The following is a 21,482-nucleotide window of genomic DNA, read 5'->3' as shown; positions in this document are numbered from 1 at the left end:
GGCACGGCTGGAATCGGGTCATCGGGGTGCCGGAGCGGCACCGGCATCTGCGCCCTGCACGATCGGCACCCGTACGGCGCTGCCCCACTCTGTCCAAGAGCCGTCGTAGTTTCGCACCTGGGGGATTCCCAGCAGATGGGTGAGCACAAACCAGGTGTGGCTGGAGCGTTCGCCGATGCGGCAGTAGGCGATCACGGGCGCCTCATCGGTGAGGCCGACCTCGCCGCGGTAGATGGCGTCCAGCTCGGAGCGCGAGCGGAAGGTGGCGTCCTCGGCCGCCGCCCGCGCCCACGGCACGGAAACCGCGGAGGGGATGTGCCCGGCCCTGAGGGCACCCTCCTCGGGGTACGCAGGGGCAGTGGTGCGTTCACCGGTGTATTCCTCTGCCGACCTGACGTCGATCAGCGGATGGCCGAGGTGCGCGAGCACGTCTTCCTTGAAGGCCCGGATGGGCGCGTCGACCCTCTCCACCACGGGGTACTCGGTCGGATCGGCGGACTCCGGTGCGGTCGTGACCTCCCGGCCCTCTGCCAGCCACTTCTGGCGCCCGCCGTCGAGCAACCGAACATCGTCGTGGCCGAACAGGGTGAATACCCAGAGCGCGTAAGCCGCCCACCAGTTGCTCTTGTCGCCGTAGATCACCACGGTGCTGTCCCTGCTGATGCCCTTGCGGCCCAGCAGCGCGGCGAAGGCCGTACCGTCGATGTAGTCGCGCTCGACGGGGTCGTTGAGGTCGGTGTGCCAGTCGATCTTGACCGAGCCGGGAATGTGTCCGGTCTCGTACAGGATCACGTCCTCATCGGACTCGACCACCACCAGGCCGGGGGTGCCCAGGTGCTCCTGCAGCCAGTCGGTCGACACGAGACGCTCCGGATGCGCGTACTCGGCGAAAGCTGGGGACGGATCGGTTTGAACGCTCACGGTGTTTCCTCCCGGTGGGCCGGCGAACGCGAACGGCGTTCCGGCACTGCTGAACCAGCATTTAGGCTGGTGGACATCTTCTCAAGGCTTACAAGGATGAAGCCCCCACCGATATTCCGCCAGGATGCCGGTCGCACAGACAGGAACCGGATGCCAGACATGGTCGGCACGACTCGCCAGCTGCCCCTCAGACTGGTTGATCGCTCACCGTCGATCACGGGAGCGGAGATCGTGGCCGAGCTGGTGCCACCGCCGCAGTTCGAACACGCCTCATTCGAGTCCTACCGCCCCGACCTCGACTACCCGTCCCAGCTGGATGCCGTTGAACGCCTGAACACCTTCGCCGCCTGGTGGGCCCGGCCGGGGGGATTCTTCTCCCGATCCAGGCGGGTGAAGGCCGAGCTGCCCGGGATCTACCTCGACGGCGGGTTCGGTGTGGGCAAGACCCACCTCCTGGCCGCTCTCTGGCACGGGGCGCCCGGCCCCAAGTACTTCGGTACGTTCATCGAGTACACGGCCCTCGTCGGCGCCCTCGGCTACGCCGAAACCGTGAAAGAACTGACGGGTGCCAAGCTCATCTGCATCGACGAGTTCGAGCTGGACGATCCGGGCGACACCATGCTCATGACCCGGCTGCTCGGTGAGCTCATCGCCTCGGGGACACGGGTTGCGGCCACATCGAACACCCCGCCGAACTCGCTGGGCGAAGGCCGGTTCGCCGCGGCGGACTTCTTGCGCGAGATCCAGGCGATGTCTGCGAACTTCGAGACCGTGCGCATCGACGGCCTCGACTACCGCCGCCGGGACGCCTCCGGCCAGGCCGAGACGGTGCAGCCAGAAGAGCTCGACTCGATGACCGCGGCCCTGGCCGCTCGGGGTTCCCGGGTCACCATAGATGACTTCGGCGCGTTGATGCGGCATCTCAGCACCGTGCATCCGTCGAAGTACATCAAAATGATCGCCGAGATCGACGTGATCGCGCTGCGCAACGTGTTCCTGCTCACCGACCAGACGGATGCGTTGCGCCTGGTCGCGTTCATCGACCGGGTCTACGACGCGGAGATCCCGGTGATCGCCACGGGGATACCCCTGCACGATGTGTTCGACGCGGACATGCTGAATGGTGGCTACCGAAAGAAGTACCAGCGGTCCCAGTCGCGGATGGTCGCGCTGAGCACGGGAGAACTGCCGCCGCACGCGGAGTGAGGCGGCGAGACAGTCGGCTCGGAATCACCACCGGAGTAGGGTTCGGGTGTGATCGGCAGCCGCAGCATCCTCACCGCCCTTCGTTCCGCGATCGAACGCGTGGCGCCACGCAGGCGGGCGCCCGCCGGGCCGGCACCCACTCGTCCGGCAACTGTATCGGGCCAGGCGCGGCCAGAGACCCGCAACCCTTCCCCGGGCGGGTCCGGTTCCGACGCCACGGTCGAGATTGATCCGGCCACGCTGGGCAGCCCCCGGTGGGGATACGCGCCGGCGCCGAATGGCGTGCTCGACCCCGGCGAGATCGTCTGGACCTGGGTTCCCTACGAGGAACGGGACGGGCGGGGCAAGGACCGCCCCGTGATCATCATGGCCGCGTCGGCCGGTCAGAGGATGCTCGCCGTGGCGCTGACCAGCACCGACCACGGCGACGACGCGGACTTCGTTCCGCTCGGCGTCGGGCCGTGGGACAGGGAACGACGGCCGAGCTGGGCGGGTTTGGACAGGGTGTTCATGGTGAGCGACGGGGGAGTGCGCCGCGAGGGGGCCTTCGTGGACCGGGCAGGGTACACGCGGGTGGAGCGCGCGCTGCGCAGCCGCTACGGCTGGAACTGACCCGGCGGCTCATCGCCCCTTGACCGGGCTCAGCGGGTGCGGCAGTATCACCTCACTGGCGGTGACCCGAACGCCGCGAGAAACTCCGTCAGGGTCCCGGCCACCCGGGACCCTGACGGGGTCACTGCAAATCGAGGACGTTTCCCGATGGCCCCACCTGTCGCCCCGGCACCCCCTCCCGCTCCCGAACCCCAGCCCTCGGCGCTGCGGTCGAGCCTGTGGCCTGATCAGGCGGACTATACGCTGCCGGCCGGGGTCGCGGACGAACCGGCGTGGTATCTGCATCGTGCGCGCCTGGATTCCCTCCTGGAACGCCTCGCGGATCCCGACGCCCGGATCCTGGCGCTGTGGGATACCGCCGGAGCGGGGAAGACCACCGCCATGGCGGGGTGGGCGCGCAACCTGGTGGCGGCCAACCGACGTGTGACCTGGCTCGCGGCAGCAGACCCGCGCACGCTGACCGGGCCCGCCGAGATCCGGCGACGTCTGCTCAGCCTCGTTGCCGTTGCGGATGCGGCGGACGGGCCGGAGTTCGTGTTCGTCGATGACCTGCCCAGCGACATCGGGAACCTCGCCGGTCTGTTCAGCGCCCTGGCCGGCTCGCCGGCCGGCGTGCGCCTGGTGGTCTCCGGCCGTCACCGTCCGGGCGTCGGCCTGGCGGCCCTCGAGGCGTCTGGGGCACTGATCGCGTGTGCCGATGACGCTCTCGCTTTCACCCTGCCGGAGACCCTCCAGCTGGCCGAGCACCACCAGATCAACCTCCCCGCCCAGGACGCCGCCGTGCTCTGGCGGCATACCGGTGGCTGGGCGACGGGCGTGGCGCTCGCCCTCACCTGGCGACGAAACGAGGGTGAGGCCGGTGACCTGGAGCACTTCGACGGCGACAACCCGGCCGTGGCGGACTATCTCGCCACGGAGGTCGTGGCCGGACTCGTGCCGGGGGACCGCGAGGTCCTGCTGCAGTCCGCGCTCGGAGATGTGGTGCCCCTCGAGCTGGCTGTCGCCGTGTCGCAGCGGGCAGATGCCGGCGCGGTCCTCGAGCGGCTGGCCCGCCGCCGAACCCTGATCACTCGCGAACACGACGTCCATGGCCCCACTGCCTACCGCTACCACCCCCTGCTGCTGTCCTACCTGCAGGCAGAGGCTCAACGCCACGACGCCGGCGCCGCGACTGGTCGGCATCTGCTGGCCAGCCGCTGGTACTCCGCCAGGTCCGACGGAACGGCAGCGCTGGAGCAGGCGCTGTTGACGCACGAACCGCACCTGTGCGCCGAGCTGCTCGACCGATTCGGGCTGGGGCTGGTGTTGACGGGTCAGGCCGAGGTGGTCAGTCGGGCCCTCGGCGAGGTCGAGGGGCGTGTGGTGTCCCCGGCCGCCGAATGTCTACGCCTCGCGCTTGAGCCGCTCGAGGGCCCGGCCCGGCGCCGCACACAGCAGCTCTTCGAGGCCGCAGGCGCGGTGATCCAGGCCGGCGGTGATGCGGGCCGGACCGCCTATCCGCCGGTGGCCTGGCGTTTCGTCCTCGCCATCCTGCGTGCGCTGCACGTGACCGAGCGGGCCCAGGTGGAGGAGGCCCTGCGGGCCCTGCACGATCAGACCGGCGCCGTGGCGCGGTTGGACCCGGCCGTCGACCTGTTGGCGGCCATGGCGGAGGGCCGCTGCCTCGACCGTCTCGGTCAGTCGGCTGCGGCCGAGGACATCCTCAGGGAGGTCGCGGAGACAGCCGGCGAAACCGGCCTCCACTGGCTGTTCCTGCAGGCCACCGACCTGGCGGCGACCGCGGCAGGTCATGCCGGGAACTGGCTTCACGTCGCCAGGCTGGAAGGGCAACTGGCCGCGGCGGTACTGACGGAGGCGGCCCAGACGGATGCTGCGTCGACGGGTGCGGCGTCGACCGGTGCTGTGCCAATTGGTGCTGTCGGTACTGTGCCAATTGGTGCTGTGCCGGCCCACAGAGTGCCGGCCGATCCGGCGCCTCCGGTCACCAACGCCACCAGCCGGGCGCTGCTGTACGCGATGATCCGCCGCTACGATCGGTGCCGGCCCGTAGACCTTGCCCTGTTGCGGGAGCTGGCCACTGGCGGCGACGCCGGAGTGTGCGTGCCCGCGGAAGTTCTGCTGCTGCTGGCCGAACTGGAGCACCCGGCACACACGCGCCAGAGTCTCGATAGGTTGATGCTGCTCATGCGCGAGATGGGCGTCGACCATCCGCGTGCCCTGAGCCTGTGCTGCGTGCCCGTGATCGAGGTGAGTGGCGCGCTGGACGGCCGCGCAGAGAACACCCTGTTCGTTCGGCTGATCGAACGGGCGCTGGGGGAGAATTCCCTGGAGGCGCTGCTTGGCCAGTTCCTCCTGGTGCCGCCGAGCCGCTCCGGTCATCCGGCCGAGGAGCGCTTGCGCGCGGCAGCGCTGGACGAGGGCACGGCGTGGCGGGGCGCGACCATCGTCAGCGCGTGGATCGCCCTGGCGCACGCGGCGGATGTCGCCGGTCGGCACGTCGAGTCAGACACCCGCCTGCTGAGGGCGCTGCGGCTCGGCAGTCGGATCGGCTGTGAGCGTGCGTTCATTTCCGGGAGCGGCCAGGGCGTGGCGTTGATTCGCGCCCGGATCGGACGGCTCGGGGACCTGGACGACTTCGCCAGGCAGGTGCTCGCCGCCGCCACCGACCTCTCCACCGATGAGGGAGCACAGGCCCAGGACCGCCCATCGGGTTCCGTCCTGACTCCCAGGGAACGCGATGTGCTGCGCGAGCTGCCGTTCCACCAGTCCGTGGCCGATATCGCTCGGAAACGGAATGTGAGCCCGAACACCGTGAAAACCCATCTGCGCAACATCTACCAGAAGCTCGAGGCGGCAGACCGGGCCGACGCGGTGGCCAGAGCCCAGGACCTCGGCCTGCTCTGACTGACAAGAATCACCCTGTACGGGTGACTCGACCGATCAGGAGCGCGGCGACACTGACCGCGGACGGGGCTGCGGTGTCCGCCGACACGCACGACGTTATGTGCAACGACAGCTGCGACGACAGCTGCGACGAAGGGATGACCGATGGTGGACTTCAAGTACGGACCGGTGGAAATTCTCCTGATCTCCTTCGACGGAGACCGGCCGGGTCCCGCTCTGGCCGACGCCCTGCGCGAGCTCATCAGGGAGAAAACCATCACGCTGCTCGACCTGCTCTTCGTCTCCCGCAGCATGGATGGCGACCTACGCATCGTCGAGGCCGATGACCTGCCGGAGAAGGCACAACTGCCCGAGCTGAACCTGGGCGAGCTGGGCCTGGCCGGCATGGACGACGTCGAAGAACTCGCGGCAGAGCTCCTGCCGGGCACGTCCGCGGCGGTCCTCGTGGTGGAACTGGCCTGGGCCCGGAATTTCGCATCCGTGCTGGCGGCATCCGGCGGCGCCGTGCTCTACCAGGAGCGCATCCCCGCCGCGGTCGTCAACGAGGTGCTCGAGGCCGCCCGCTGATGCCCGCAGCCGCCACCAGCCAGGACCTGAATCAGCCACCAACAGCACCGGAAGAAAAGTGAGGACCGGATCATGTCACCTCGTCGAATGGGGCGCCCAGGGCTCCTGGGTATGGCGGCCAGGACCGCCGTTGTCGCCGGTACCGCCACCGCGGTGAGCGGCAATGTCCAACGCCGGCAGCAGTCGCGCGCCCAGGACGCCCAGGCGCAGGCCGATGCCGAGGCCCAGCAGGCCCAGTACGAGGCCCAACAACAGGCGGCCGCGCCACCGGCCGCTCCGCCTGCCGCACCGGATTCCGCCCTGCTCGACCAGCTGAACCAGCTCTCCCAGCTGCACAACGTCGGGGTGCTCAGCGACACCGAGTTCACGGCGGCGAAAGCAAAATTGCTGGCCTGAGTAGACAACTGCTCCTTCAGACACCCCACGCCGGGGCGCCGGACCGCTAGCCTACGTGGAGGGAGCGGGGCCCGTCTGGCTGCGCGACGTCATGTTCGCCTGGCGCGGACCGGAAGGAACACATGTTTGAACTCCTCAGCATCCCCGTCATCGGCACGGTCCTGCTGGTCATTGTCATAGGTGTCGTCGTACTGATCTACGCTCGCACCATCTACAAGAACGCCGGACCGGACGAGGCCCTCGTCATCACCGGAAAGAAGTCGAAGAAGACCATCGTCGACGGTGCCACCCTCGAGGAGTCCGGCCAGCGCGTCGTGCACGGCCAGGGTGTGTTCATCACCCCGTTCTTCCAGAAGGCGTTCAAGATCAGCCTGCGTAGCCGCGCCATCGAGATCACGGCCATCGCCCAGGACCGCAACGGCATCACCCTCACGGTCGAGGCCGTCGCCATCGTCAAGGTCGGGGATGACCCGGCCGCGATCCGCGCCGCCGCCCAGCGATTCCTCGGCCAGGACAAGAACATCGACAACTTCGCGCAGGAGGTCCTGAGTGGTTCCCTGCGGTCATCGATCGGTGCCACCGACGTCATGACGATCATCCAGAAGCGTGACGAGCTGGGTTCGTCTGTGCTCGCCACCGCACGGGAATCCCTCGCCAACCAGGGAGTCGACGTCGACTCGTTCGAGATCAAGGGCATCACGGACGAGAACGACTACATCCGCGACCTCGGTCGTGCGGAGCAGGCCAAGGTGCGCCGTCAGGCCGAGGTGGCCGAGCACCAGGCCAACCGGGAGGCGCAGGAGGCGTCGATCATCGCCGAGCAGGCCGTGGCCGAAGCGCAGAACACCCTGGCGCTGCGCAAAGCGGCCCTCCAGCTCGACACCGACAAGGCATCCGCCGAGGCCGCGGCGGCCAAGCCGCTGGCCGAAGCCAAGGCGCAGCAGAACATCGTGCAGGAGCAGGAGCTGACCGCCAAACGTCGTGCCAGCCTGCGCAAGGCCGAGCTCGACTCCGAGGTCAACGCCGTGGCGGATGCCGATGCCTACCGTGTTCGGGTTTCCGCCGCTGCGGCCGCAGAGGCGAGGGTCGCGGCGGCCAACGCCGATCGTGACAGCCGAGTCGCGACCGCAGAGGCCATCCGCGCGGAGGGCCAGGCCAACGCCGACGCCATCCTGGCTCGCGGTTCGGCCGAGGCCGAGGCCACGCGCCTCAGCGCCCAGGCCGTCGCCGAACAGTCCGAAGCCCTGATCCAGCTGCGGCTCGTGGAGATGCTGCCCAAGATCGCGCACGAGCTTGCGGCGCCCATGGGCAACATCGACCAGCTCACCGTCATCTCGACCGATGGCGCGAGCCAGTTGAGCAAGAACGTCGCCTCCGGCTTTTCCGAGGTCGATGCCGTGCTCAGCTCCACCATGGGCGTGGGCATCAAGGACCTGCTCGGCGGCCTGATCGGCGGCACCGCTGCGGGCAGCGCCCTCGCGAAGGCCCAGGCCGACGGTGTGGTGCCGGTCCACTCCGCGTCAGCCCACTCCGCGTCAGCCCACTCCGCCTCAGCCCACTCCGAGGCCACCGGGCGCCCGGTAGCCGTCGACAACGACATCTAACCCGGCGGTGTCAGACGCCTGGCCGATCACGGCCGTCGCTCCGCCCCTGGTCGGGCGGGCGACGGCCAGTCAGCGCTGGTCCGAGCTCGTTTTCCTGCACTGGCGGGTCGACGCAGAGCGGGTCGCACCGTTGCTACCGGCCGGGCTGCGGCCCGACGTCTTCGACGGCTCCAGCTGGGTCGGCTTGATCCCGTTCGTCCTGGATCGGGCGACCGTATTCGGCAGTCCACCGGTTCCATACTTCGGCAACTTCGTCGAGGTGAACGTGCGGCTGTATGCGGTGGATGCCCGGGGGCGTCGAGGTGTGGTGTTCGTCTCGCTCGAGGCGTCCCGCCTGGCCGCTGTCCTGGCAGCCAGGGCGTTGTTCTCGCTCCCATACATGTGGTCGCGCACCACCTTGGAGGTGACCGCGGGGGAGCTGCGCTACAGCTCGAGCCGGCACTTCGCCGCCGGCGCCCGCAGCCAGATCGTGGTGCGGCCCACGACTCGTGCGGTCGTGGCGGATCCTCTGGCCGACTTCCTGACGGCGCGGTGGGCACTGTTCACCCGGGTGCGTGGGCGCACCGTGCACCTGCGTAACCACCACGAGCCGTGGGGGCTGTTCGCGGCAGACCTGGTCACACTCGACGACACGCTGCTGGCCGCCGCAGGGTTCCCCGGTCTTGCCGGGGAACGCCCGCCGGATTCGGTGCTCTATTCGCCCGGAGTCACCACCTGGTTCGGCACCAGAGGCTAGCCGAGCGGCTGGGAGAGGCCGTGCCGGCGGTCGCCGAGCACCGTGACGCTCTGTGCGGCTTCGGCGGCGGCCGAGAACGGCGTGCGGTACGCGGCCACGGCGGTATTGATCTCTTCCATGATCAGGTCGGCGTTGACCGCGGTGGCCACGCCGAGGCCGGCCGCGGCGGACACGACGACCTGGGCCATCAGGTTGGTCGAGTTTCCCGCCGCCCACACGCCGGGAACCGAGACGCCGTCGGGGCGTACCCGGCCGGTCTCGTCGGTGTCGAGGTGCTGGCCGACGCCCATCGGATGCGGCACCGGAGCCACGCCCAGACCTTCAAGGAATCCCGTGCGGGCAGTGAAGGTGGGGGCGACGACCATTGCGGTCAGGGGGATCAGGTGACCGCTGGCCAGTCGGGCGCCGACCAGGGCATCGTCTCGCACCTCGAGAGATTCGACCGGGCCGATCACGACGCCGATGCCGCGGGCAGCGAGCTGTTCCCACTCGGCCGGCGTGGGTCCGTTCTCCTCGGAGAGGGCGCCGTCGGGGTCGAGCATGCCGTGCTGCAGGAACAGGGTGACGTCGCTGCTCCACTGGCGGAACAGCAACGCCTGGTGCACCGACATCGGTCCGGTGCCGAGAACGCCGATCGCCTGGTCCCGCACTTCCCAGCCGTGGCAGTACGGGCAGTGCAGCACGTCGCGGCCCCATCTGCCGGCCAGGCCGGCCACGTCGGGAAGCTCATCCACCAGCCCGGTAGCGATGATCAGGCGGCGACCGGTGATCGTCATGCCGTCCGCCAGGACCACCACGAAACCGTCAGCCGAGCGCCGCGTGTCGACCGCGAGGCCGTCAACCAGAACCGCTCCATACGAGCGAGCCTCCTCCCGTCCGAGCCGCAGCAACTCCGCAGGGCTGATCCCGTCCCGGGTGAGGAAGCTGTGCACTCCTGCGGCCGGGGCGTTGCGCGGCTGCCCACCATCGACCACGATCACGGAACGGCGGGCGCGCCCGAGGACCACGGCCGCGCTGAGACCGGCGGCGCCGCCGCCGATGATGACAACGTCGTATACCGCTGGGATGGATGGGCTGGGCGACGCTGAGGAGGGACCGTCCAGAGGAGCGGCAGAGCCGGAGGCGGACGTATCAGGGCTGTTCGACGGGGTGCGTGGGGAGGTCATGTGACCATCGTGAAGCGACCGCTTCAATCTGACAACTACGCTTGCCGATGTAGCAAGTCCTGTTGGTCCGCGTGGGCGACGCCGTGGTTGGGTTTTGCTAGAAGGGGGGCTCCTCGGGAAGCTCGCGCGCCCGGAACTCACCCGGTGCCGAGGTGGTGTCGGTATCCGGTGACGGGGTGGGGGACGGAGTCGGCGGCAGTGTCGGTGGCGGGCCGAGGGCGGTTTCCGGGTAGGTGCGGTGGGTCGCTCCGGCCGGGGAGGTCCAGACGAGCACGCCGCCCGGTTCCTGCGTCACGGACCAGAGGGATTGGTGTTTCAATCGGTGGTGCGCGCGGCAGAGGTGGGCGAGGTTGTCGTAGTCGGTGGGTCCGCCGTGCTCCCAGGGCCGGGTGTGGTCGATGTCGCTGCGGGAGGCCGGCCGGGTGCAGCCGGGGAACCGGCAGGTGCCGTCTCGCAACCGCAGCCACCGGCGGAGGTCGGCGGGGACTGTGTAGTGGTCTTTCCCGACCGAGAGCACGGTGCCGGTTTCCGGGTGGGTGAGCAGCCGGGTGAAACTCGGCGCCCCGGCGGCGATCTCCCGGGCGGCGTCGGCCGGGATCGGCCCGTAGCCCTCCAGAAACCCGGGGGCGTCGCTTTCTCCCATGGCGGTGAGTACCGGGACGGTGATCATCACGCTGCCGCGGATGCCGCCGCCGGTCCCGGTCGGGGTGACCCCGTCCAGCAGCAGGTCCCCGGCCGCATCGGCGCAGATCTGACCGATCGTGCGCCGCCGATCCTCGGGAATGGCCTCGTCCTGGAAGTCACGGTTGCGGGTGGCTTCGGCGATGCTGGTCAATCGGTCGTGCGCGGCCTGGGTCTGTTGCGCGGTGCCGTACCAGGTCAGGGTGCCCATGCCGTCGGGCCGGCCCTCCCACCAGACGCCGCGCTCTTTCACCGCCTCGGTGGCGCGTGTGGTGATGGTCTCCGGGTGCGCCCGTTCCCGCATTCGGCGGGCCCTGCCCGCAAGCTTGCCCACGGTGAGGTCCGTCGCCACCGACAGCAGCTGGGCTTCCAGTTCCGCGACTTCCTCCAGCGGTAGGAAGCTGAGTTGCTCCATCAGGACCTGGCCGTGCCGGTAACTGATCTCCCCGCGACTCATCGCCGTCAACGTCGCCTTCATCGGCCCGGCAAACATGGCCGCCTCACCGATCAGGCCCTCCGCGGTGCGCTCGGCCAGGCGCAAGGTGCAGGCAACCTCGCTGATGACCGTGCGCCGGGCGATCTCCTGGTTTTCCCACGCCGCGATCTTCCGTGGGCTCGCGTCGGCATCCGTCAGCACCGGCCCGGCCGCACCGGCGCGGGCGTAGTCGGGATTCAGGAGCTTGGCGGTGACCGGGTCCGCGCTCCACTCCCGCAGGTCCTCGAGGTCCCGGGCACGTTGCGCGGTCGCCTTCGCGATCCGGCGATGCGACTTCGCGACCCTGGCCATCTTCTTCGCCAGCGTGGACCGCGCCTGCTCCTGCAGCGATCGCCGCCGCCGGTGCCCCTGCTCCCGGGCACCCGCGTTCGGGTCGCCGGGCCGGTCGTCCGGGTCGTCTGAGAACTGCTCTGCTGGGCTGCTCATACCCCCATAGTTGCACCCACCACCGACACTCCAGGCCCTGAATGATCAGTTGTGGAAAGGTCCTCTGACCGGCGGGTTGTGGAGGAGGGCCTGACCGGATCAGATGACGTCGACGAAGTGCTGAACGTCGGGGAAGGGCTCGTAGAACGGGTGCAGCATGGCCTTCCACCGAGCGTATTCGGGGGAGCCCCTGAAGCCCTCGGTGTGGTCCTCGAGGCGGTCCCAGTCCACCAGCAGCAGGAACGAGGAGGGCGCCTCAAGCGAGCGCAACAGGCTCAGTCCACGGAACCCGGGCATCGACTCGATGAGCGGCCTGGCAACACGAAAAGCCGCCAGGAAGTCGTCCTCGCTCCCGGGGCGGACGGGCAGGACGGCGTGTTCTCTGATCACGTGACGAGAGTAACCCAGCGGGGCGGAGCGGGGCGGCGAGTACCATCGACTCCCATGAGCAGCCACACCGCACCCGAAGACAGCACGAGCCTCCTGACGCCTGCGCAGACCACGGTGATCGGCGCCGAACACTACTCCGCCGCCCTGGTCGAGGCCGTGCGGGCAGCCACGAGCGCCGCCGCGATCGCCGCGGGCGCCTGGTTCGGCCGCGGTGACAAGAACGCGGCGGATGCGGCGGCAGTCGCCGCGATGCGCGCCGAGCTGCTGCCCGCGCCGTTCGCCGGTTACGTGGTGATCGGGGAGGGGGAGAAGGATGAGGCGCCGATGCTGGCCAACGGGGAAGAGCTCGGAAGCGGCACCGGTCCGGCGTGCGACATCGCCGTCGACCCCCTCGACGGCACCCGGCTCGTGCAGGAGGGCTTGCCCGGATCGGTGAGCGTCATCGCCCTCGCCCCGCGCGGCAGCCTGTTCGACCCCACCGACGTGTTCTACATGGACAAGCTGATCTCCTCCGCCCCCGCCAGGGGAGCGCTCGACCTGCGGGCGACTCCGACCGAGAACGTTCGGCGCCTGGCCGTGGCGCTGGACAAGCCCGTGCAGGAGATCACGGTGGCCGTGCTCGACAAGCCGCGGCACCACGGCCTGGTCGCGGAACTCAGGGCGATCGGTGCCCGGGTCGCGCTGGCGGGGGAGGGCGACGTGTCGACCGCGGTCGCCGCGGCAACCCCCGGCGGCGATATCGACGTGGTGATGGGTATCGGCGGCACACCGGAGGGCGTTCTCACCGCCTGCGCCGTGCGGGCGCTGGGCGGGTTCATGGAGGGGCGACTTGCGCCTCAGGGCGACGCCCAAATGCGTGCGGCGGTGGCGGCGGGCCACGACCTGGACCGGGTGCTGACCCTGGACGACCTGGTCTCCAGCGACCGGGTGCTGTTCGCGTGCACGGCTATCGGCTGAGCCGACCTCGCCTGAGCCGGCTGCCGAGCAGTAGGAACAAGAAAACCCCCGGGTTCACCGGGGGTTTTTCTGTGGGCGATGCGGGACTCGAACCCACGACCTCTTCCGTGTGAAGGAAGCGCGCTACCAGCTGCGCCAATCGCCCGAACCACATTCGAAAACCTCTCGACTGCGACATTTGATACTAGACCAGACCGGGGCCCGAGCGCACATCGAGAGCCCGCGACACGCGGTGATCGCTCGGTTTGAATATGCGCCGCACTATCGGCTAGAGTCTTCAAAGCACGCAGAGATGCGGGCAGTTGCGGATGTGGCGCAGTGGTAGCGCATCACCTTGCCAAGGTGAGGGTCGCGAGTTCGAATCTCGTCATCCGCTCGAAAGAAATCGGCCGAAAGGCCGTTCTCTTTGTTGGAACGGCACGGCATTCTCTTCGGGGAGAGCACGGCTTTGGAAGTTACGGCATAAACAAGCACGGTGGATTGGCCGAGAGGCGAGGCAGCGGCCTGCAAAGCCGTATACACGGGTTCGAATCCCGTATCCACCTCCAGCCTGAGACGTACTGAGAGTCGCGTACATCACAGGATCTGGGCGATTGGCGCAGCGGTAGCGCGCTTCCCTGACACGGAAGAGGTCACTGGTTCGATCCCAGTATCGCCCACAGAGAAACACCAAGGCAGGATCAAAAACCCCCGGTAAACCCGGGGGTTTTTTGTTTTGCCCCGGGATTCCGCGGCTAAACGGGCAATTTCGCGCCGGACTGGGCGCCTGAGGCGCGTCGTGTGCACACGGCGCCCCCAGGATCGAGTAGAGTCTTCCAAGCACGCAGAAATGCGAGCAGTTGCGGATGTGGCGCAGTGGTAGCGCATCACCTTGCCAAGGTGAGGGTCGCGAGTTCGAATCTCGTCATCCGCTCGAAGAAACTCGGCCGAGAGGCCGTTTTTCTTTGGGTGCACACGTTTGATGGAACACGGTGGATTGGCCGAGAGGCGAGGCAACGGCCTGCAAAGCCGTCTACACGGGTTCGAATCCCGTATCCACCTCCAGTTCCGCGATTCACGTCGCGGCCTTGGGCGATTGGCGCAGCGGTAGCGCGCTTCCCTGACACGGAAGAGGTCACTGGTTCGATCCCAGTATCGCCCACACAGATATTCCCCACCGAGCGCGCTCCGGCTCGCTCCAGGACCCGCCCCTCTGGCTTCGGCCGCGCGGTTGTCCCCACGCCCTCCGAGGCACTCTGAGACGATATGACTCGTGCCGAACACTTATCGGTGACAGGGGCGGTGCTTCCGTGGGATCGCAGTCAATGGGGGAGGCAATGGGGGAGGCGACGATGGGGGAGGCTCTGCAGCGGCCGGTGTCGATTCCCGACGCCGCCTCGGCGGATGCCGCCGCACCGCACCTCGCCACCGCGGATGCTGCAGCCCCGGTCCCGACCGACCTCGAACTGTTCGCGAGGGTGCGGGCCGGCGACCGCCAGGCCTTCCGCGCTCTCTTCCGCGAGCACCAACGCACGGTCTACTGGGCCGCGTTCGCGGTCACGCACTCTCGCCCGGATGCCGAAGAGGTGCTGCAGGATGCCTTCCTGACCCTGTGGACCAAACGTGCCGGCATTGACCTGGTGGGGGAGTCGATGGCGCCCTGGCTCGTCACGACGGCCAGATACCTGGCCCTGAACCGGCGGCGTGCCGAGGTCCGCCGCCCCAGGGACAGCCTCGACGAGGGCCTCGACCTGGCCGCCGACCTCCCGTCGCCGGAAAGCGTGGCCATCGCGAACGAGGCCATGCGTAACATCCACGCCATCATGGCCACCCTGCCGGAGGTGGACCAACGCATCTTCGCGCTCTGCCTCGTCGACGACCTCAGCTACGAACAGGCCGCCGGACGCCTGGGTATCACCCACGCCACGGTGCGCAACCGCCTCTCGCGCCTGAAGGGCCGTCTCCGCGACGAACTCACGCTCTTGAAAGGAGGACCGAATCATGCTGCCCAGTAACCTGCTCCCGCCGACGAACGACGACTTCGTTCGGTTCGAAGAGCGCCTTCTCGACACCGTGGCGACCCGACAGACCCAGCGGAGGCGACGTCACCGCACCGTGCTGGCGGCCGCGACGGCGCTCCTTCTCGCCGGTGCAGGCGCAACGGCCTGGGTCACTCTGGCAACACCCGAACTCCAGTCCCTGTCGACGTACTGCTACGCCGAGGCGAACACCGATGCCGATGTCACCCAGGTCGGCAGCCCCACCGACCAGGTCGCCCCTGACGGCACCGTGACCTCGCTGGCACCGGTGGTCGACCCGTCCAGCGCTGCCATCACGAACTGCGCTGCGGTGTGGGCGATCGACCTGTTCGGCATCGTGGGGAACGGCGGTGATTCGCCGCTGGACGATTCCGCCGCGGCCGCCACCACCGCACCATTGTCCGATGCTCTGGCGGACCCGGCGACCGGCGCCCCTGTACCCGCAGCACCTCGTCTGCAGGCCTGCCTGCGCCCCGACGGCGTCTACTCGGTGTTTCCCGTAGTGGCGGACGAGTGGAACCCGGAAACCGCGCAGGCCGACGACCCGGACGGGTTCTGCGCCACCGTGGGCCTGCAGCCCCCATTCGCTCCCTGATCAGCGCCGTCACCGCGCCCACCGGCGCCCGCTAAAGTTGAGTGATTCGTAATTCAAGGGAGCTATACACGTGGTTGACGGTTTTGAGCTATTCACCGACCGATCCGTTGTCGCCATGCGCGTCAACGGCGAGCTCAGGGACCTCGCCACCCCGGTGACCGAGACCGATGACGTCACCCCGGTGACCATCGACTCGCCCGACGGCCTCAGCATCCTGCGCCACTCGGCCGCCCACGTGCTCGCCCAGGCCGTGCAGACGGTGAACCCCGCCGCCCGCCTGGGCATCGGCCCGCCCGTCACCGACGGGTTCTACTACGACTTCGACGTCGCGGAGCCGTTCACCCCCGAGGACATCAAGTCGCTCGAAAAGGCCATGGACCGCATCATCCGCCAGGGCCAGCGTTTTGTGCGCCGCGTGGTGACCGATGACGAGGCCCGCGCTGAACTCGCCGCGGAGCCCTACAAACTCGAGCTCATCGGCATCAAGGGGGTCTCGACAGGCTCGACCAACGATGGGGACAATGAATCCGTCGAGGTGGGCGGCGCCGAGCTGACCATCTACGACAACGTCGACCCGAAGACCGGCGAGACCGTGTGGAAGGACCTCTGCCGCGGCCCGCACCTGCCCAACACCCGCATGATCGGCAACGGCTATTCCCTCACCCGTCTCGCCGCCGCATACTGGCGCGGGTCGGAGAAGAACCCGCAGCTGCAGCGGGTCTACGGCACCGCCTGGCCCAGCAAGGACGAACTCCGCGCCTACCAGGCCCGCCTGGCCGAAGCCGCCAAGCGCGACCACCGCAAGCTCGGTGCGGAACTGGATCTGTTCTCCTTCCCGGAGGAGATCGGCTCCGGCCTCGCCGTGTTCCACCCCAAGGGCGGAATCATCCGGTCCGAGATCGAGAACTACATGCGCGAGCGCCTGCTCGCCAACGGGTACGACCTCGTGAACACCCCGCACATCACCAAGGGTCACCTGTTCGAGACCAGCCAGCACCTGAACTGGTACCGCGACGGAATGTTCCCGCCCATGCACCTCGATGAGGAAGTCGACGCAGAGGGGAACGTCACCCGCCAGGGCCAGGACTACTACCTCAAGCCGATGAACTGCCCGATGCACAACCTCATCTTCAAGGCCCGCGGACGCAGCTACCGTGAGCTCCCACTGCGTCTGGCGGAGTTCGGCACCGTCTACCGGTACGAGAAGAGCGGCACCCTGCAGGGCCTCACCCGCGTGCGTGGCCTCACCCAGGACGACGCGCACATCTACGTGACGCAGGACCAGGTGCGCGCCGAGGTGGCAAGCCAGCTCGAGTTCGTCTTCGAAACCCTGCGTGGCTATGGCCTCACCGACTTCTACCTGGAACTGTCGACCCGTGACCCCGCCAAGTCCGTCGGCACCGACGAGCAGTGGGATGCGGCGACGGACACCCTGCGGCAGGTGGGACTGGACTCCGGTCTCGAACTCGTCGCCGACCCGGGCGGAGCGGCGTTCTACGGTCCGAAGATCTCTGTGCAGGCCCGCGACGCGATCGGCCGCACCTGGCAGCTGTCCACCGTGCAGCTCGACTTCAACCAGCCGGAACTGTTCAACCTCGAATACACCGCACCGGACGGCACCCGGCAGCAGCCGGTCATGATCCACCGCGCACTGCTCGGTTCGATCGAACGCTTCTTCGCAATCCTGCTCGAGCACTACGCCGGTGCCTTCCCGGTCTGGCTCTCCCCGGTGCAGGTCATCGGAATCCCCGTCTCCGAGCAGTACGAGGACTACCTCTGGGAGGTCCTCACCACACTCAAGACCGCGGGCGTGCGCGTGGAACTGGACTCCTCCAGCGACCGGATGCAGAAGAAGATCCGCAACGCCACCCTGCAGCGGATCCCGTTCCAGCTGATCGTCGGCGAGGACGACCGCGCCAACGGTGCGGTCAGCTTCCGGTTCCGCGACGGCACCCAGGAGAACGGGGTCCCCGTCGCCGACGCCATCCGCCGGATCATCGCGGCTATCGGCACGCGCGCGCAGGTGCTCGGCGCCGCGGACTTCGCCGAGGGCGCCGCAGCACCCGCAGAGGTCGTCCCGGCCGGCATGGACCTGGCCTGACGATGACCGACCCGACTCCGGCAGCGCCGCGAGACACCGAGGGCGACAGTCCGCGTGACAGCCCGTGGGATCGCCTGTCCGGCACCCCGCAGGACGTGACCGAGGGCGTGCAGGTCGAGAACTCCGGCGACTTCGCCGCCGTTCCGGATGCCTTCCAGCGTCTGTGGACCCCGCATCGCATGGTCTACATTCAGGGCGGCCAGCAGCCGCATCCCGATGACTGCCCGTTCTGCATCGCGCCGTCGATGGACGACGAGAAGGCACTCATCGTGGCGCGCGGCAGGTACGCGTACGTGCTGCTGAACCTGTTTCCGTACAACAGCGGCCACCTGCTCGTGTGCCCGTACCGGCATGTTGCGACGTATGACGAGGCCACCCCGGAGGAAGTCGCCGAGATCGGTAGCCTGACCCAGACGGCCATGCGCGTGCTCAAAGCCACATCCGGATGCGACGGGTTCAACCTCGGTATGAACCAGGGCCGAATCGCCGGTGCCGGGATCGCCGAGCACCTGCACCAGCACATCGTTCCGCGCTGGGCGCTGGACTCGAACTTCTTCCCGATCATCGCCGGCACCAAGGCGATCCCGCAGCTGCTGGGCGACGTGCGTCGCGCTGTCGCAGACGGTTGGCCCGCCGGGGGCTCCTGACCCGCGGCACGTTTGTTGCTCTTCCCATCACCAGTGCCACGACCCCGCCGGGGCGGCACCAGACGCAAGGAATAGAATCGTAGTTATGACTGACACCACAACACCTGAGCAGTTCGGCTCGAGCCGCGTCAAGCGCGGACTCGCTGAGATGCTGAAGGGCGGCGTCATCATGGACGTCGTCACCGCCGAGCAGGCCCGGATCGCCGAAGACGCCGGCGCCGTCGCCGTCATGGCCCTCGAGCGTGTTCCGGCCGACATCCGCTCGCAGGGTGGGGTCGCCCGCATGAGCGATCCCGACCTGATCGACAGCATCCGCGCCGAGGTCTCCATCCCGGTGATGGCCAAGGCCCGTATCGGCCACTTCGTCGAAGCCCAGGTGCTGCAGGCCCTCGAGGTCGACTACATCGACGAGTCCGAGGTGCTCAGCCCGGCCGACTACGTCAACCACATCGACAAGTGGAACTTCACGATCCCCTTCGTGTGTGGCGCGACGAACCTGGGTGAGGCGCTGCGCCGCATCACCGAGGGTGCCGCCATGATCCGCTCCAAGGGCGAGGCCGGCACCGGCGACGTCTCCGAGGCGACCAAGCACATCCGCACCATCAAGGGTGAGATCGCCCGCCTCTCGTCGCTGACGAAGGACGAGCTCTACGTGGCCGCCAAGGAACTGCAGGCACCGTACGAACTGGTCGCCGAGATCGCCTCCACCGGCAAGCTGCCCGTCGTACTGTTCACCGCGGGCGGCGTGGCCACCCCGGCCGATGCGGCCATGATGATGCAGCTCGGCGCCGATGGCGTCTTCGTGGGCTCGGGCATCTTCAAGTCCGGCAACCCGCAGGAGCGCGCGAACGCGATCGTCAAGGCCGTCGCGTTCTACGACGACGCCAAGATCATTGCGGATGTCTCGCGCGGCCTCGGCGAGGCCATGGTCGGCATCAACGTGTCCGACCTGCCCGCCCCGCACCGTCTTTCCGAGCGCGGCTGGTAACACCCGCTTCATGTCCGTTGGAGTACTCGCCCTACAGGGCGATTTTCGCGAGCACGCCACCGTGCTGCGCTCGCTCGGCAGCGAGGTCACCCTCGTGCGCCGCCCGGAGGAGCTGGCCGGTGTCACCGGCCTGGTCATTCCGGGCGGCGAGTCCAGTGTGATGGACAAGCTCACCCGCTTGTTCGGGCTGGCGGAGCCACTGCGCGTCGCGGTGGCGGCCGGTCTGCCCGTCTACGGCACCTGCGCGGGCCTGATCATGCTCGCGGACACCGTGCTCGACGGCATCCGCGGCCAGCAGAGCATCGGCGGGTTGGACATCAGCGTGCGCCGCAACGCTTTCGGGTCACAGACGGCGTCGTTCGAGACCGACCTCGACATCCCCGTGCTCGGCGAGACGCCGGTGCACGCTGTGTTCATTCGCGCGCCCGTGGTCGAGAGCGTCGGCCCACTGGCCACGTCGCTCGCCACCGTCGCCGACGGCCGCTGCGTGGCCGTGGAGCAGGGCAACCTGCTCGGCACGTCGTTCCACCCCGAGATCACGGGGGAGTACCGCTTCCACGAGTACTTCCTGCGGAAGGTGAGGAGCGCCGCCTTCCGCGGTTAGCCTCCCTCCGCCACACTGGTCGGATGACTCACTACGTCGCCCTGCTGCGGGGCATCAACGTCGGCGGCATCACCATCACGATGGCCGACCTGGCCGACACCGTGCGCTCCCTCGGCCACACCGGGGTCAAGACAGTGCTCGCCAGCGGCAACCTCGTCTTCGACAGCGACGAGACGGATGCGGCCACCCTCAAGTCCGGCCTCGAACGCTTGCTCTCCGACACCTTCGGCTACGAGGCCTGGGTGGTCCTGCTCACCCGGGATGCCCTCGCGGCAGCGGTGGAGGACTATCCGTTCGACGACCTGGACGGCTGGCACTCCTATGTCTTGTTCGGCTCGGATCCCGCCATGCTGGACGAGCTGCTCACGGCCGCCCCCACCCTCGACCCGGCCGACGACCGCGTCGTGCCGGGCGACGGCGTGGTGTACTGGCAGGTCCGCCGGGAGGTGGGCATCAAGAGCCCCTTCAGCAGTCTCTCCGCCAAGACCCGCTACAAGGCGAGCACCACCAACCGCAATCTGCGCACCCTGCGCAAGATCCTCGACCTGCCGGGGTGAGCCAGCCGTGCTCCGGAGCGGCGCGGGTCGGCACTGGGGCTGCCGGGCTAGACTGGCAGGGCACTGACCGGTCAGCACGATCGCGGTGCCAGCAGACGACGCATCAAGCGCGTCGCACGAGCAAGCGACACACGGGAGATTCATGTCCGGGCATTCCAAGTGGGCAACCACCAAGCACCAGAAGGCCGTCACCGACTCACGTCGGGCCAAGGCGTTCGCCAAGCTGATCAAGAACATCGAGGTCGCCTCCCGCATGGGCGGCGCCGACCTGTCGGGTAACCCCACCCTCGTCGACGCCATCCAGAAGGCCAAGAAGACCTCGGTACCCAACGACAACATCGACCGCGCCGTCAAGCGCGGCGCCGGCCTCACCGGTGAGGTCGTCGACTACACCACGATCATGTACGAGGGCTACGCCGCGAACGGCGTCGCCATCATGATCGAGTGCCTCACCGACAACAAGAACCGTGCCGCCGCCGAGGTGCGCACCACGGTCAGCCGTAACGGCGGCAACATGGCCGATCCTGGCAGCGTCGCCTACAACTTCCACCGCAAGGGCATCGTCGTCGTGCCGAAGGGCAACGATGTCACCGAAGACGACGTGCTCGCCGCCGTTCTCGACGCCGGAGCCGAAGAAGTGATCGACGACGGGGAGAAGTTCGAGGTCTTCAGCGAGGCCCAGGACCTCGTCGCCACCCGTACTGCTCTGCAGACCGCTGGCATCGACTACGACTCCGCCGACATCGCCTTCGTCCCGCAGCTCAAGATCGAGGTCGATGCGGCCACCGCCCGCAAGGTCTTCCACCTGATCGACGCGCTCGAGGAGCTCGACGACGTGCAGAACATCTACAGCAACTACGACCTGTCCGCAGAGGTCCAGGCCGAGCTCGAAGCCGAGAGCGACTAATCC

20 protein-coding genes and 7 tRNA genes are annotated in these 21,482 nt (G+C 68.3%); 22 read left to right on the top strand and 5 right to left on the bottom strand.

What is annotated here, in order from left to right; all coding sequences use genetic code 11:
- Positions 1–18: 18 nt before the first annotated feature.
- On the bottom strand, positions 19–921 hold the full coding sequence (locus K2F54_RS00750; RefSeq protein WP_220603931.1) for a sulfurtransferase: 903 nt from the start codon (positions 919–921) through the stop codon (positions 19–21).
- 159 nt (positions 922–1,080) lie between these two features.
- Between K2F54_RS00750 and zapE the strand changes: the two genes are divergently transcribed.
- The 7 genes from zapE (at position 1,081) to K2F54_RS00715 (ending at position 8,946) form a co-directional block, all read left to right on the top strand.
- On the top strand, positions 1,081–2,127 hold the full coding sequence (gene zapE, locus K2F54_RS00745) for a cell division protein ZapE (RefSeq protein ID WP_220604137.1): 1,047 nt from the start codon (positions 1,081–1,083) through the stop codon (positions 2,125–2,127).
- Positions 2,128–2,175: 48 nt separating this feature from the next.
- Entirely contained in the window at positions 2,176–2,739 is a 564-nt protein-coding gene (locus K2F54_RS00740) for a type II toxin-antitoxin system PemK/MazF family toxin (RefSeq protein WP_220603930.1), read from the top strand.
- 147 nt (positions 2,740–2,886) lie between these two features.
- The gene (locus K2F54_RS00735; protein WP_220603929.1) at positions 2,887–5,643 is read left to right on the top strand and encodes a winged helix-turn-helix domain-containing protein; all 2,757 of its coding nucleotides are present in this window, start codon (positions 2,887–2,889) and stop codon (positions 5,641–5,643) included.
- 144 nt (positions 5,644–5,787) lie between these two features.
- Positions 5,788–6,210, top strand: coding sequence for a DUF6325 family protein (locus K2F54_RS00730; protein WP_220603928.1), 423 nt, complete (start codon positions 5,788–5,790; stop codon positions 6,208–6,210).
- Between the two features lie 72 nt (positions 6,211–6,282).
- A complete protein-coding gene (locus K2F54_RS00725) occupies positions 6,283–6,606 on the top strand; it encodes an SHOCT domain-containing protein (protein ID WP_255576540.1) in 324 nt (107 codons plus the stop codon).
- A 122-nt stretch (positions 6,607–6,728) separates the two neighbouring features.
- Entirely contained in the window at positions 6,729–8,210 is a 1,482-nt protein-coding gene (locus K2F54_RS00720) for a flotillin family protein (protein ID WP_220603927.1), read from the top strand.
- Between the two features lie 7 nt (positions 8,211–8,217).
- Positions 8,218–8,946: a YqjF family protein gene (locus K2F54_RS00715; RefSeq protein WP_220603926.1), complete on the top strand. Its 729-nt coding sequence runs from the start codon at positions 8,218–8,220 to the stop codon at positions 8,944–8,946.
- Here K2F54_RS00715 and K2F54_RS00710 read toward each other — a convergent pair.
- The 3 genes from K2F54_RS00710 to K2F54_RS00700 all read right to left on the bottom strand — a co-directional run bounded on the left by K2F54_RS00710 (position 8,943) and on the right by K2F54_RS00700 (position 12,105).
- On the bottom strand, positions 8,943–10,112 hold the full coding sequence (locus K2F54_RS00710) for an NAD(P)/FAD-dependent oxidoreductase (RefSeq protein WP_220603925.1): 1,170 nt from the start codon (positions 10,110–10,112) through the stop codon (positions 8,943–8,945). The two genes, K2F54_RS00715 and K2F54_RS00710, sit on opposite strands and share 4 nt — an antisense overlap.
- A gap of 97 nt (positions 10,113–10,209) precedes the next feature.
- On the bottom strand, positions 10,210–11,715 hold the full coding sequence (locus tag K2F54_RS00705; RefSeq protein WP_220603924.1) for an HNH endonuclease signature motif containing protein: 1,506 nt from the start codon (positions 11,713–11,715) through the stop codon (positions 10,210–10,212).
- Positions 11,716–11,814: 99 nt separating this feature from the next.
- Positions 11,815–12,105, bottom strand: coding sequence for an antibiotic biosynthesis monooxygenase family protein (locus tag K2F54_RS00700; RefSeq protein ID WP_220603923.1), 291 nt, complete (start codon positions 12,103–12,105; stop codon positions 11,815–11,817).
- Positions 12,106–12,159: 54 nt separating this feature from the next.
- Between K2F54_RS00700 and glpX the strand changes: the two genes are divergently transcribed.
- Positions 12,160–13,062: a class II fructose-bisphosphatase gene (gene glpX, locus K2F54_RS00695; RefSeq protein ID WP_220603922.1), complete on the top strand. Its 903-nt coding sequence runs from the start codon at positions 12,160–12,162 to the stop codon at positions 13,060–13,062.
- A gap of 72 nt (positions 13,063–13,134) precedes the next feature.
- Here glpX and K2F54_RS00690 read toward each other — a convergent pair.
- Positions 13,135–13,207: transfer RNA gene (locus K2F54_RS00690), tRNA-Val, on the bottom strand.
- Positions 13,208–13,366: 159 nt separating this feature from the next.
- On the opposite strand from K2F54_RS00690, the gene K2F54_RS00685 reads away from it, so the two are divergent.
- The 14 genes from K2F54_RS00685 (at position 13,367) to K2F54_RS00620 (ending at position 21,479) form a co-directional block, all read left to right on the top strand.
- A tRNA-Gly gene (locus K2F54_RS00685) sits at positions 13,367–13,438 on the top strand.
- 98 nt (positions 13,439–13,536) lie between these two features.
- Positions 13,537–13,610, top strand: a tRNA-Cys gene (locus K2F54_RS00680).
- Between the two features lie 39 nt (positions 13,611–13,649).
- Positions 13,650–13,721: transfer RNA gene (locus tag K2F54_RS00675), tRNA-Val, on the top strand.
- Between the two features lie 182 nt (positions 13,722–13,903).
- Positions 13,904–13,975, top strand: a tRNA-Gly gene (locus K2F54_RS00670).
- A gap of 57 nt (positions 13,976–14,032) precedes the next feature.
- Positions 14,033–14,106, top strand: a tRNA-Cys gene (locus K2F54_RS00665).
- A gap of 25 nt (positions 14,107–14,131) precedes the next feature.
- Positions 14,132–14,203: transfer RNA gene (locus tag K2F54_RS00660), tRNA-Val, on the top strand.
- A gap of 148 nt (positions 14,204–14,351) precedes the next feature.
- Positions 14,352–15,056 carry an RNA polymerase sigma factor gene (locus K2F54_RS00655; protein ID WP_220603921.1) on the top strand — a complete coding sequence of 235 codons (705 nt, stop codon included), beginning with the start codon at positions 14,352–14,354 and terminating at the stop codon, positions 15,054–15,056.
- Positions 15,043–15,675, top strand: a complete 633-nt coding sequence (locus tag K2F54_RS00650; protein WP_220603920.1) for a hypothetical protein — start codon at positions 15,043–15,045, stop codon at positions 15,673–15,675. Before K2F54_RS00655 ends, K2F54_RS00650 begins: the two co-directional genes overlap by 14 nt.
- 70 nt (positions 15,676–15,745) lie before the next feature.
- Positions 15,746–17,776 carry a threonine--tRNA ligase gene (thrS, locus tag K2F54_RS00645; protein ID WP_374107215.1) on the top strand — a complete coding sequence of 677 codons (2,031 nt, stop codon included), beginning with the start codon at positions 15,746–15,748 and terminating at the stop codon, positions 17,774–17,776.
- Between the two features lie 2 nt (positions 17,777–17,778).
- Positions 17,779–18,423 carry an HIT family protein gene (locus tag K2F54_RS00640; RefSeq protein ID WP_220603919.1) on the top strand — a complete coding sequence of 215 codons (645 nt, stop codon included), beginning with the start codon at positions 17,779–17,781 and terminating at the stop codon, positions 18,421–18,423.
- An 85-nt stretch (positions 18,424–18,508) separates the two neighbouring features.
- Positions 18,509–19,411 (top strand): pyridoxal 5'-phosphate synthase lyase subunit PdxS, encoded by a 903-nt coding sequence (gene pdxS / locus K2F54_RS00635; protein ID WP_220603918.1) that lies wholly within the window; start codon positions 18,509–18,511, stop codon positions 19,409–19,411.
- Positions 19,412–19,421: 10 nt separating this feature from the next.
- Positions 19,422–20,015 carry a pyridoxal 5'-phosphate synthase glutaminase subunit PdxT gene (gene pdxT, locus K2F54_RS00630; RefSeq protein ID WP_220603917.1) on the top strand — a complete coding sequence of 198 codons (594 nt, stop codon included), beginning with the start codon at positions 19,422–19,424 and terminating at the stop codon, positions 20,013–20,015.
- A 23-nt stretch (positions 20,016–20,038) separates the two neighbouring features.
- The gene (locus K2F54_RS00625; RefSeq protein WP_220603916.1) at positions 20,039–20,572 is read left to right on the top strand and encodes a DUF1697 domain-containing protein; all 534 of its coding nucleotides are present in this window, start codon (positions 20,039–20,041) and stop codon (positions 20,570–20,572) included.
- Between the two features lie 142 nt (positions 20,573–20,714).
- Positions 20,715–21,479, top strand: a complete 765-nt coding sequence (locus tag K2F54_RS00620; protein ID WP_220603915.1) for a YebC/PmpR family DNA-binding transcriptional regulator — start codon at positions 20,715–20,717, stop codon at positions 21,477–21,479.
- The last annotated feature ends 3 nt before the right edge of the window (positions 21,480–21,482 follow it).

The organism is Cryobacterium inferilacus, from assembly GCF_019599185.1.
In the GTDB taxonomy this organism is placed as follows: Bacteria; Actinomycetota; Actinomycetes; order Actinomycetales; family Microbacteriaceae; genus Cryobacterium; species Cryobacterium inferilacus.
The sequence above is the reverse complement of the archived record's forward strand: the minus strand, read 5'-3'. Positions and strand labels throughout refer to the sequence as shown.